The sequence below is a fragment of the Bacillus sp. E214 genome (assembly GCF_008087365.1).
Taxonomy (GTDB): Bacteria; Bacillota; Bacilli; order Bacillales; family Pradoshiaceae; genus Pradoshia.
The window spans coordinates 1,768,788-1,781,210 of record NZ_VENN01000001.1 but is presented as its reverse complement, the minus strand read 5'-3'; the positions used below and the strand labels follow the sequence as shown (position 1 = coordinate 1,781,210).

The following is a 12,423-nucleotide window of genomic DNA, read 5'->3' as shown; positions in this document are numbered from 1 at the left end:
ATAAACCTTTTGGATTTTTCTGTTATTTAATCTCTTTTAGAAATATTTTCCTTTATAATTATAGAAAAGGCAATACAAAGGAGGCAGTTACGTGGATATTGTTAGACATTATAAAGAGATGCCACCCACTTTTCAAAAGTTACAGAAACTGCAGGACAATCTTGAAGAAGACGGGTATTCTTTAGATTCACTTGGACTAATGCTGGATACGGAGGATCAGAATTATTTCGTCACACCATGCGATGTCATTACATTTGCGTCTACCGGATCGGGATGGGATTCATTTTGGTTTATTGACTGATTTTGGAGCTGTTACCGATTTAGAAGAGGCCTATGTGGTTTATGTTAGTCCTATGGACTTTGGATCAGCTGTATTTTTGGCTGCTCGTAATTTAAAGGAATTTACGAATCTCCTTTTCACGATGAAGGATGCGATCGAAATCGGAAATTTTCTATCAATTGACATGGCTGATGAAGGGGAAGAACGTGAAGACGAAGCGGAATTTGAATATGATGAAGAAGAGTTTTTACAAGAGAGGGAATATGTACTTGGAAAATTAAAGGAATCATTAAATTGTACGGTTATTCAAGATGTAAAGTCATATTATAAGAATCTATTTAAGGAGAGAAAACAGCAAATCGCTATACATACACAAGACGGGATTGGGGTGATTCCGATAAGTAATCAACCAATCACACGCGATAAATACGAATTGGAAGAGGATGTGGAAATTGACGTTCAGGATTTACAGGCATACTTTCAGAAAGCTTCCGTAGAAAATAAACTTGCTTATGTCAGAGATGCACAAACTCTTGGCATTATAATGGATGATGAAGAAGTCAGGGAGTTCGTTTTAAGTGAGTTAAGGGAACTTGGATATAAGATTGAAGCGGATCGATTACAACGCAGTAATGAATCCGATTAAAGAGAAATGTTTCCTACATAACTGTTTGGGTATGGTAATAAGTAGCCTCTTTTTGTGGCAGAATATAAACATTAATAATATCGAATTAGAGGGAGAATAATGGATTTACTTTTATCAATTATATTGCTTTTAGTGATGCTTTTAATATCGAATATTATTAGCCACTATATTCCATCCATCCCCACAGCTTTAACTCAAATAGCTTTGGGGATTTTATTTGCTTTATTCATACAGGATCTATCATTTGAGTTGAAAGCGGAATGGTTTTTGCTTTTATTTATTGCACCACTATTATTTAATGATGGACGTAGATTTCCACGCGATGATTTATGGAAAATGCGCTGGCCAATATTGGCCAATGCATTTATTCTTGTTTTTTTAACGACTATAATTGGCGGGTATTTTATTAACTGGCTTATTCCCAGTATTCCGTTGGCCGCTGCTTTTGCTTTAGCAGCTATCCTTTCTCCAACGGATCCAGTAGCGGTGAACGGAATTGCCGAAAGGATTTACTTACCGACGATTATTTTACGTCTTGTTCGAGGCGAATCGTTGATTAATGATGCGTCTGGTTTAATTGCCTTTAATTATGCGGTTGCTGCGGTTGTAACAGGTTATTTTTCATTGCGGGAGGCAGCAGCCGATTTTGTTTATGTGGTCATTGTTGGCGCGATTGCTGGTATTATCCTCGGATTATTAGCTATCCTAATCCGTTATTCACTAAGAAGACAAGGGATACAGGATGTTACCTTTTATTCTTTGCTGCAATTTGTAACGCCATTTATTGTTTATATTGTTTCAGAAGAAGTCCTGCACGCCTCTGGTGTAATTGCTGTAGTAGCTGCAGGTATTGTTCATTCCAGTTTAAGTGAAAAGACTGGAATGAAAAGTGCGGAGGAACAGGTGGTCACTGAGAATATGTGGTCGATCATCTTGTTTGTACTCAATGGAGTGGTGTTTTTATTATTGGGTTTGAGTTTGCCTTCTTCTATGAGAGCAACGGTAGAGAATCCTCTAATCAGCAATTGGCTTGTGCTCGGTTATGTCCTGGCGATTGGTTTGGCTATCATGATTATCCGAATTGTTTGGTCCTACTGCTTCTTAAGCATGGGTTATTACATAACTAACAGAAAAGAACAATCGAAGCCCAGCTGGAAAGTGGCCCTTCTAACCGGCTTGACTGGCGTACGCGGTGCAATTACCATGGCAGGTGTATTGTCAATGCCATACTTTGTAGCAACTGGAGATTTATTTCCTGAACGGTCTCTAATTGTATTTATAGCAGGCGGTGTTATTTTATTTACTCTTTTAGCTGCGACTATTCTATTGCCTTTGATCAGTAAAAAAGCCATTGAACCAGAGAGTGATGAAGAGAAAGAGTTTTTAGATGCTCAGATGAAATTAAAAATATTGAGGACTGCCATAAAGCGGATTGAAGAAGAACTAGAGCCGGAGAATCAATCCGCTGGTTACGAGTTAATTGGTGAATATAAAAAGATGATTGAGCAAATTCGCTATGAAAATAAGGATTTAGAATTTATTAAGGTATCGCAAAAAGAGAGAATAGAGGCTCGCTTAGTTGGTTTAAGAGCAGAAAGACATTATATCCAGGAGGCTGCTGCTGATGGTTCCGTAAGTGAAGAAATCGTGAAAAGACTCGAGAAGTCCCTGGATATAAGAGAAAATTTACTCACAGAGAATTTCATGTCCAAAATAACGACTCTTTTTGGCCAATTATATAGGAAGTATAAGCAATATAAGCGTGTGATAACCAAGGAAAACGAAAAGACAGCAGTCTTGTTAAATGATATGCGGGATATTCAGATTCAGGCGACAAAAGCTGCCATTGAAAGTCTAGAAAAATATGTAGAGGAAACGAACAATTCACATGTTTCATCCATCATTTATGAGTATCGAAGAATTATTGATAAACTGAAGCAACCAAATAAAGCCCGTTCAAATAATAGTATGAAGGATCAGCAAAAAGAAGAATTACGTTTCAAAGCTATTGAAGCTGAACGAGCTGACATTCAGCGAATGTATGAAGAAGGCCAAATAAATCGCGAACTGGCTCAGGATTTACGTCGATTTGTGAATTATGTGGAGAGTGTTATGCTTCAGGAAATTGAGGAATAGGCTTGCAGGTGTTCTACCTGTGAGCTTTTTTGTTTACCGTTTAAAGGTAAAGGGAAATGTGAGTATAAGATTTCACATAAAATACATTTTTGGTCAAATATACCACTATCTTAGATGATAAAATTTAGGAGAATGAAACGGAGGAGGCAACCAACATGAAAGTATTTATGATTGGCGGTACGGGCTTATTAGGTGCTGAAGGCGCAAGGGTATTAATTGAACAAGGGCATGAAGTGGCAACATTGTCACTGCCACCTATCCCTGAAGGCAGTAACCTTCCTGAAGAAATGGAGATAACTCTGGGAAATTATTTAACATTGACAGATGATGATATTCGTAAATATTTAACAGGCTGTGACGGATTTGTTTTTGCGGCAGGTGTAGATGAAAGAGTAGAGGCACCATCACCAATCTATTCATTTTTTGAAAAATATAATATTACACCATTAGAACGGCTATTAAGAATAGCAAAGGAATGCGGTGTCAAACATTCAGTTGTACTTGGGTCGTATTTTGCTTATTTTAATAGAGAACTACCCGAGTATGAACTGACGAAGCACCATCCATATATAAGGAGCCGTGTAGATCAGGCTAATATGGCTTTATCCTTCGGGGATGATGATATGAGTGTAGCCGTTTTGGAGGTTCCATATGTCTTTGGAAGCCAGCAGGGACGTAAGCCTGTTTGGGTATTCCTTGTTGAACAGATTCAAAATATGAAAGAAGCTGTCATGTATCCTGAAGGAGGAACAACCATGGTGACAGCGAAGCAGATCGGGGAGTGCATTGCTGGTGCCTTAATAAATGGGAAGACAGGTAATTATCCGGTTGGCTATTATAATATGGAGTGGAAAGAAATGCTGACCATCTTCCATAAATACATGGGAACACCGGACAAAGAAATCATAACAATTCCTGCCTCTAATTATATTGAAGCGATGAAGGCGAAAGCAGAAAAACAAAAGAGTGCTGGAATAGAACTGGGATTGGATACGGCTGAATTCGCAAAAATCTTTACTAAAAATCTTTTCATTGATAAAAAGACAATTGTTGACCACTTTGGTGTACAGCCAGATGATATAGAAAAAGCCATCGGAGAATCAGTTCAGTTAAGTCTGGATATATTGGAAGGAAAAAAAGCCGTAGTTGATATGAAAGCTGAATAAATCTACATGAGAGAAAAATATATATAAAGGAAGGGAAGCTTTGTTTCCTTCCTTTTTGTTATGAAAAAGGTAATGGGTCATTATAAAGAACCTTAACAAAAGGCTGTTTCGTAAAGATTGTGGCTTTCGTATGGAAGGGGAAGTTGGTATGGTTCGTATTATATAGTTCAGCCAGGACTTTCTGGTTGAACTTTTTATATGGATTTATTCTATCAGTAGCCAGGGTAGAATTTACGGGGATGTGGGACTGATATGGATTTCCTCCGCTAAACTGTTCACCCCCTACTTGTATAAATATATATAAGGCTAGGTGGACTGAGATCTTGTATAACAAACGAAGCTATAATACTACTTGGAGGAAATAGGGGGGACTGGTGAATCTATCAGAGGAGTATAAAGAACGAACCCAATTGTGGGCGTAGATAGCATTTTAATAAATTAATGGAGGATTAGTTAAAGAAGAAGTAATATTTATAATAAAGAAAACACGCCGTTTTTTGGGGCGTGTTTTCTTTATCTTTATGCCATTTATGATATCAAAAAGGTTATTACTTCAGAGTATTTTTAGAAAAGCATCTCAAAACGTAAACCTTTGGATTTATTCTGGTACTAATAGGTGTTACTCTATTTATGGGATTAATTAATCGTAAGAAAGGCTGGCAAGTAAGCAAAAAGCCATGAGAAACATAACTCATGGCATTCGATTACAAGGTATTAATGCTGTTTATTTGGAAGTTTTTTGCTTGGACGTCCATATCCTTGTTTAGCTTGGTTCTTTTCAGCCTTTTGTTGCTTTTCATGCAAATTTTCTACAAATTCATGAGTGCTTTCTTCTTTCATATATTTCATCCTCCCTCTTATGGATTTATAGTTATTTTCTCAATTTTAATGGAATTCATGCATGACGAAAATAGATTATAATAGAGGAAACGAAAATAAAGGGTAGATGGAGGAAAATAGATGACCGGTAAAGTAGGGTTAGTAATTGGGGCAACCGGATTAGTTGGAAAGGAGTTGGTGACAACGCTTTTGGATTCACGTGAATTTGAGAAAGTGATTGTATGGGTAAGGACCAGCACGGGTATTCAACATTCAAAGCTTAGGGAAAGTTTTCCGGATTTTGAACAATTGGATCAGGAACCTCTACCAAGTGATGTTGATTGTATTTTTTGCTGTTTGGGTACAACCATTAAGAAAGCGAAGACAAAGGAAGCGTTTAGGAAAGTCGATTATACATACCCGTTGATGCTTGCAGAGAATGCTAAACAGCACCAGGTTCGTCAATTCTTAATTATTTCTGCAATGGGTGCTGATGAAAAATCCCATGTGTTTTACAGCAAAACAAAAGGGCAACTGGAGACTGCATTGAAACAGCTTCAATTAAACAGTCTAACCATTTTTAGACCATCACTTTTATTGGGGAATAGGCAAGAATTTAGATTGGGAGAGGGATTGGCAGCTTTAGTCAGTAAATCTTGCCCGTTTGTATTTAAAGGTCCTCTTAAGAAATATAAGCCGGTACAAGGAAAAATGGTGGCAGAGGCTATGTATATATGTGCGCTGCAGGATAAAAAGGGTATAAATGAAGTTGCTTCCTATGAGATAGAGCAAATTGCCAAGTATTCCGATAAATTATAAAATGCTAAAAGTTCACCATCCTTACAGAATCTGAATGGTTAATGTATAATAGAAATTACTATTAGTAAACAGAGGTTACAAAATGAAAAACAATGAAGAACTTATCAATCAACTGGGATTGCAAGATAAAATCACATTAGAGGATATACCAGATATTGATTTATATATGGATCAAGTCATTCAATTATTCGAGAGTAAATTCAAAATGTCTAAGCGGAATGATGATGAAAAAGTTTTAACTAAAACGATGATTAACAATTATGCCAAGGGTAAAGTATTTTTTCCTATTAAAAATAAAAAATATTCTAAGCGGCATTTAATAGTAATCAGCCTGATTTATCAGTTGAAAGGGACACTCTCTATAAGTGACATTAAAACGATTCTGGGACCCTTGAACACTAAGATAGTAGAGGAAGACTTACAGCTTGATGAGCTGTATTCCAGCTTTCTGCGCTTGACTGATCACAATGCTCATAAATTTAAAGAAGACATACTAGAGAGTATCTCTGAGGCAAAAGAAGAAGGGGTACATTTAGGCGGCACTCTGGATGAGTTCAATGGCGATGTTGAATATTTTGAGAAATTATTAATGATCGCTTCTCTTTCTCATATGAGCCAGCTGTATAAAAAAGCAGCAGAGAATCTGGTAGATGAATTTAACAGTGGTAATAAAACGAAATCATAAAAAATATCTGTTTAATTATAAAGAGCCAAGTGCATACCCTGCATTGGCTCTTTGATTTTATTTAGTTTTAATTTTACCCTTCCATTGTTTGAAGCCGCCGTCGAGTTGATAAAGTTCACGATAGCCTTTTTTATATAGCATCTGAGCAGCTCGTGTGCTTCTCATTCCGCTTTGACAATAAAGATAAACAGGTTTATCTTTGCGGAGTTCCTTCATACGCATTTTCAATTGTGTTGAAGGTATGTTGCGGGCTCCTAAAATATGTCCGCCATCAAACTCTTTTTGCTCACGAACATCTATTAACTGAGCTTTTCGATAGCCAGCTTTAAAGTCCTCTTGGGACAATGTCGTAACCATTTTTTTGCTGGAGAACCAACTGTAGATGGAATATCCAATGATCAATACAGCCAGAACAATTAATACGATTAATGATGTTGGCAATTCAATCCCCACTTTCTCTTTCTGTTCACTTTACTATTATACAGTTCGTATATTTGTCTGGCAAAAAAATTTTCTGGTAATAGTTTACGAATTTGTGATAAAAAATTATTGCATTTAGGAAGGTAGACATATTGTCTTTGGATTCAAAATAATGGTTATATCGATATAGCGTTATTAGAAAGGACAATAAGTTTACAAATCACTATAAATCAAGTATCGTGCATTATGGACAAAAATTTATTTTTTAGGAAAAAAATTTTGGGTCGAAAATGCAAAAATGCTGTTATATGAAGCATAGTTAAGCTTCATAATATGCAAGCTGAGATTTTGTTTATTTTGGTTCGAAAATAGTTAAAAAGAAGATTATATCTTTGATTTTCTTTACTTTTTGTAAAATTTTAATAATTGACAATTTTAGCAGAAGATGCTCCAGACACTATATGTGGTATGAATTATAAAAATACAAATACTATATGTTGAATTAAAATGTAGCCTATGATAACGTAGAGATATTCATTTAAGAACTTAACAAAGATAAATAAAAAAGAGATAATATTATTGGTTGAAGGAGAGATCAAATTGCCTACTGTAACAAATCGCAAGTTGTCTATAAATGTCGAAAGGTTAAATAAAGATATAGCCCTATTTCCGCAAGTTTTTCCGATTACTCCAGACATGAATAAGACGTATAAGGGTGTTTCAAGGCTTGTGATGATAGATCGCTATTCCTTCAAAGATACGGAAAAAATGACACTTAGTAATGGAGATTTTGTTGTACTTACCATTAAAGAAGACCCAAAATTTCCTGCCCGTGGACTTGGGTACATCCAACATATTGATTGGGAAGCCAAGAAAGCACATGTATTGGTTGAAGAAGAATTCCGCTCATCCTTGGACAAGCATGATGAAATTAAAACCGGTCTGATTTGTAAATCACTCGACGTCATTGAAAAACCACTTGAAATTTATTATGAACAGATTGCGAAACGGAATGCACGCGGTTTGGCTGAAGTTGAAAAAACGGAAGAGAAACGCAAGGAATGGTTTGATAAATTTTATAATGAATTAGTTCAAACGAATTTTATCCCGGCAGGACGTGTGCTCTATGGAGCCGGTTCTGAAACAGAAGTAACCTACTTTAACTGCTATGTAATGCCATTTATTAATGACAGCCGTGAAGGGATTTCTGAACATCGCAAACATGTGATGGAAATTATGAGTCGCGGAGGCGGTGTCGGTACGAATGGTTCCACTTTACGTCCAAGAAACACGCTTGCTCGCGGTGTAAACGGAAAATCCTCAGGTGCAGTATCCTGGTTGGATGATATTGCAAAATTAACTCACTTAGTTGAACAGGGTGGTTCCCGTCGCGGAGCTCAAATGATTATGCTCTCTGACTGGCATCCGGATATCGTAGAATTTATCATCTCAAAAATGCAAAATCCTAAAATTTTGCGCTTCTTAATGGAAGTCAGCAAGGATGAAGTAATTCGTAGACATGCATCTGAAAAATTGAAATTCACTCCGCTCACAATGCAAGAGGAAGCCATGTATCAAGGCATAGTCAATTATAAAAACATCTCGGGGTTTGGCGGATTTAATGAGGCAATCATTAAGGAAGCAGAAGAAAAACTTTCCGCTGGTGGAAATGATACTGTTCATAATCCAGACTTTTTAACAGGTGCCAATATTTCAGTGTGCTTAACAAAAGAATTTATGGAAGCTGTAGAAAATGACGGAGAATATGAACTTCGATTCCCGGATGTTGAGTCCTATAATGAAGAAGATATGAAAGCCTATAATGAAAAATGGGCTGATTGCGGTGATGTACGCGAATGGGAGAAACTAGGTTATGCTGTGCGTGTATATCGTAAAATTAAAGCTCGCGAATTATGGAATTTAATCAATATCTGTGCGACTTATTCTGCGGAGCCGGGCATTTTCTTTATCGATAATGCAAACGATATGACAAACGCTAAAGCGTACGGTCAAAAAGTAGTTGCGACGAATCCTTGTGGGGAACAGCCATTGGCTCCTTATTCTGTATGTAACTTGGCTGCTGTCAATCTGGCTGAAATGACAGATAAAGATCGCAAACAAGTGGACTTGGAGAAACTGAAACAAACGGTAAAAGTGGGCGTGCGCATGCAGGATAATGTTATTAACGCGACTCCATACTTCCTTGAAGCCAATAAAAAACAGGCTCTAGGGGAAAGACGCGTTGGCCTAGGTGTAATGGGTCTGCATGATATGCTTATTTATTGTGAAAAAGAATATGGTTCCGAAGAAGGAAATAAGCTGGTTGATATTGTATTTGAAACAATTGCAACTGCAGCATATGAGGAATCTATTGAAATCGCGAAAGAAAAAGGCAGCTTCCCATTCTTAGTTGGTGAATCAGAGGAAGAAACGAAAGAATTGCGCACACGTTTTATTAATACAGGGTATATGAAAAAAATGCCTGAACATATTCGTGAAGGAATCATGAAATATGGTATTCGTAACTCACATTTGTTAACAGTTGCTCCTACTGGAAGCACTGGTACAATGGTAGGTGTTTCTACAGGTCTTGAACCATACTTCTCATTCACATATTTCAGAAGCGGACGTTTGGGTAAATTTATTGAAGTGAAAGCTGATATAGTAGAAGAGTATTTACGTCGCAATCCTAATGCAGACAGCAATAATCTACCTTCATGGTTTATTTCTGCAATGGATTTAACTCCTGAGAAACACGCTGATGTACAATGCATTATCCAACGTTGGATTGATAGCTCGATCAGTAAAACGGTAAATGCACCGAAAGGATATTCCGTTGAACAAGTAGAACGAGTGTATGAGCGTCTATATAAAGGCGGAGCTAAGGGTGGAACTGTATACGTAGATGGAAGCCGTGATACACAGGTATTAACGTTAAAGGCTGAAAACGATACGGATCAATCCACTCAGCCACAACATACGAAGCAGCATGTTGTTCTTATCGACACAATTGATGCACTTGAATCAACAAGCGTAACAATCGGAAGCGAAGTTGGAAATACTTGCCCGGTCTGCCGCCAAGGAAAAGTGGAGGAACTTGGTGGGTGCAATACATGTACGAACTGCGGTGCTCAGCTTAAATGTGGATTGTAAATAAAAAATTGATATAAGTGATAAAAAGGATGGTAAAGATTAACGCCATCCTTTTTTTTATTTCTGAACACACTATCTGTTAAGTAGGTGAAAAACATGAAACCATTTATTCCTCAATTAGTTTATTTTGAACCTAAAGCATTGGAATATCCGTTAGGAAAGGCTTTATATGAAAAATTTCAGAGCCTGCCAGTGGAAATTAGGCAAACCACATCCCATAATCAGATTCGCGATTTGCCCGGTGATAATGAACTGCAAAAATATCGAATCGCCAAATCCACGATGGTGATTGGAATACGGAAGACATTAAAATTTGATACATCAAAGCCTTCAGCAGAGTATGCGATCCCGCTGGCTACAGGATGTATGGGGCATTGTCATTATTGTTATTTACAAACAACGCTTGGCAGTAAGCCCTATATTAGAGTGTACGTGAATCTAGAAGAGATTTTTGAACAGGCAAGTAAATATATGGAACAGAGAGCGCCGGAAATCACAAGATTTGAGGCGGCTTGTACCTCCGATATAGTAGGTATTGATCACCTCACGCATTCCTTAAAGGAAACGATTAATTTTATCGGCAGTACTGAATATGGAAGATTACGATTTGTAACTAAATTTCATCATGTCGATCATTTGCTTGATGCTAGACATAATGGAAAAACCAGTTTCCGCTTCTCCATAAACTCCCGTTATGTTATAAAAAATTTTGAGCCAGGAACCTCTTCGTTTGATGAGCGGTTGGAGGCTGCTCGAAAAGTGGCAGCAGCGGGATATCATCTTGGGTTTATAGTCGCTCCGATATATATGCATGAAGGCTGGGAAGAAGGATATTACGAATTATTTGATCGTTTGAGGCATGCGTTAGGTGAAGAGCTGTCCATGATGAAAATTAGCTTTGAACTCATCCAGCATCGCTTTACAAAGCCGGCAAAAAAAGTTATTCAAGCACGATATCCTAAGACAAAGCTTGAGATGGATGAAACGAAGCGTAAGTATAAATGGGGGAAATACGGTATAGGGAAATATGTCTATCCTGATGAAGAAGCGAATGCTTTGAAAACTCATATAGAAAACTCCATCAAAGAGTTCTTTCCGAATGCAGAAATACAATACTTTACCTAATGTGTTCTAAACCTCTCTCTCCCAGATTAAAAATGAGTAAGTAAGGGGGGAGGGGTTTTATTTGTTTATTGACGGAGTGTTTTCCGGAGGAGGTATAAAAGGGTTTGCTCTTATTGGGGCAGTAATTGAATTAGAGAAGCAGGGATATCGGTTTAAAAGAGTAGCCGGAACAAGTGCAGGCGCAATCATTGCCGGGTTTATAGCAGCGGGGTACTCAGGGAGCGAAATTAATGAAATTATGAAAAGCGTTAAATTAACGAAGCTATTGGAAACAAAAAAAAATAAACATTTTCCACTAGCCAAATGGCTCAAATTATATTGGAGTATGGGACTTTACAAAGGGGATGCCTTGGAGCTATGGATTAAAGAGGTATTGGCCAGGAAAAATATTAGGACATTTGCAGATTTAGCTGATAAACAATTGAGAGTTATTGCATCTGATCTAACAAATGGAAGATTGATGGTTTTGCCGGATGATCTGCCAAAATATAATATAAACCCCAATCAGTTCTTAGTGGCGAGAGCGATTCGTATGAGCTGCTCTGTCCCCTTTTTCTTTCAGCCGATTACGCTTCGAACGGTAGGGGAGAAAAGGGTTATCGTAGATGGCGGGGTTTTAAGTAATTTTCCTATGTGGCTGTTTGATCAAGATAATGTTATCGCTGAGAGACCGGTGCTGGGATTAAGGCTGGTACCAGAAAAACAACAAGCAGTGGTCCATGAGCGTGATATCAATAATGCAATCGAACTTTTTACATCTTTATTTGAAACGATGAGGAATGCTCATGATGCCAGATATATTTCAAGAAAATTCGTTAAAAACATTGTGTTTATACCAATTAAAGAGGCGGGATTTATAGAGTTTTCTATTTCTGACAATCAGCGGCTAGTATTAATTGATCAAGGTAAAGAAGCGGCGAAGCATTTTCTTAAGGATTGGGTTTACCGAATCAGATGATATAAAACAATAAACAAGTACACTTTGTAGCATCTACTAATAGTAGGGTGCTTTTTTTGTCTCAAAAAGAGTGGCTCTTAATAGTTATAAACGTTAAGAATATGTTGATATAATAAATTGAATGAGAAAATAAAAACATTTTCTTTATATATTAGTAATATTTTCCATTATATAGTGTATTTTGTATAGGACGTTTTTCTCATTTATTAAACGATT

Annotated in this window: 11 protein-coding genes; 9 read left to right on the top strand and 2 right to left on the bottom strand. The window is 37.2% G+C overall.

Features of this window, described 5'->3' with window-relative positions; translation table 11 throughout:
* Nucleotides 1–91: 91 nt before the first annotated feature.
* The 4 genes from FHY47_RS08265 to FHY47_RS08250 all read left to right on the top strand — a co-directional run bounded on the left by FHY47_RS08265 (nucleotide 92) and on the right by FHY47_RS08250 (nucleotide 4,228).
* Nucleotides 92–301 (top strand): hypothetical protein, encoded by a 210-nt coding sequence (locus tag FHY47_RS08265; protein WP_148630112.1) that lies wholly within the window; start codon nucleotides 92–94, stop codon nucleotides 299–301.
* Nucleotides 243–926 carry a hypothetical protein gene (locus FHY47_RS08260; RefSeq protein ID WP_187393459.1) on the top strand — a complete coding sequence of 228 codons (684 nt, stop codon included), beginning with the start codon at nucleotides 243–245 and terminating at the stop codon, nucleotides 924–926. The genes FHY47_RS08265 and FHY47_RS08260 overlap by 59 nt, the downstream gene beginning before the upstream one ends.
* 99 nt (nucleotides 927–1,025) lie before the next feature.
* On the top strand, nucleotides 1,026–3,062 hold the full coding sequence (locus FHY47_RS08255) for a Na+/H+ antiporter (RefSeq protein WP_148630108.1): 2,037 nt from the start codon (nucleotides 1,026–1,028) through the stop codon (nucleotides 3,060–3,062).
* Nucleotides 3,063–3,217: 155 nt separating this feature from the next.
* Nucleotides 3,218–4,228: an NAD-dependent epimerase/dehydratase family protein gene (locus FHY47_RS08250; protein ID WP_139892499.1), complete on the top strand. Its 1,011-nt coding sequence runs from the start codon at nucleotides 3,218–3,220 to the stop codon at nucleotides 4,226–4,228.
* A gap of 714 nt (nucleotides 4,229–4,942) precedes the next feature.
* Here the strand turns inward: FHY47_RS08250 and FHY47_RS08245 are convergent.
* On the bottom strand, nucleotides 4,943–5,068 hold the full coding sequence (locus FHY47_RS08245) for a DUF4023 domain-containing protein (protein ID WP_077248062.1): 126 nt from the start codon (nucleotides 5,066–5,068) through the stop codon (nucleotides 4,943–4,945).
* Between the two features lie 120 nt (nucleotides 5,069–5,188).
* On the opposite strand from FHY47_RS08245, the gene FHY47_RS08240 reads away from it, so the two are divergent.
* Complete coding sequence (locus FHY47_RS08240; protein WP_139892497.1) at nucleotides 5,189–5,866, top strand: NAD(P)H-binding protein; 678 nt, start codon at nucleotides 5,189–5,191, stop codon at nucleotides 5,864–5,866.
* 82 nt (nucleotides 5,867–5,948) lie between these two features.
* Nucleotides 5,949–6,551 carry a DUF1836 domain-containing protein gene (locus FHY47_RS08235; protein WP_066105014.1) on the top strand — a complete coding sequence of 201 codons (603 nt, stop codon included), beginning with the start codon at nucleotides 5,949–5,951 and terminating at the stop codon, nucleotides 6,549–6,551.
* Between the two features lie 57 nt (nucleotides 6,552–6,608).
* On the opposite strand, the gene FHY47_RS08230 is transcribed toward FHY47_RS08235, so the two are convergent.
* A complete protein-coding gene (locus FHY47_RS08230) occupies nucleotides 6,609–6,992 on the bottom strand; it encodes a rhodanese-like domain-containing protein (protein ID WP_262365983.1) in 384 nt (127 codons plus the stop codon).
* Between the two features lie 579 nt (nucleotides 6,993–7,571).
* On the opposite strand from FHY47_RS08230, the gene FHY47_RS08225 reads away from it, so the two are divergent.
* From FHY47_RS08225 to FHY47_RS08215, 3 genes are all read left to right on the top strand, one after another.
* A complete protein-coding gene (locus FHY47_RS08225; RefSeq protein ID WP_066105649.1) occupies nucleotides 7,572–10,124 on the top strand; it encodes a vitamin B12-dependent ribonucleotide reductase in 2,553 nt (850 codons plus the stop codon).
* Between the two features lie 96 nt (nucleotides 10,125–10,220).
* Nucleotides 10,221–11,249 carry a spore photoproduct lyase gene (gene splB / locus FHY47_RS08220; RefSeq protein WP_066105011.1) on the top strand — a complete coding sequence of 343 codons (1,029 nt, stop codon included), beginning with the start codon at nucleotides 10,221–10,223 and terminating at the stop codon, nucleotides 11,247–11,249.
* A gap of 61 nt (nucleotides 11,250–11,310) precedes the next feature.
* Nucleotides 11,311–12,207: a patatin-like phospholipase family protein gene (locus FHY47_RS08215; RefSeq protein ID WP_066105006.1), complete on the top strand. Its 897-nt coding sequence runs from the start codon at nucleotides 11,311–11,313 to the stop codon at nucleotides 12,205–12,207.
* The last annotated feature ends 216 nt before the right edge of the window (nucleotides 12,208–12,423 follow it).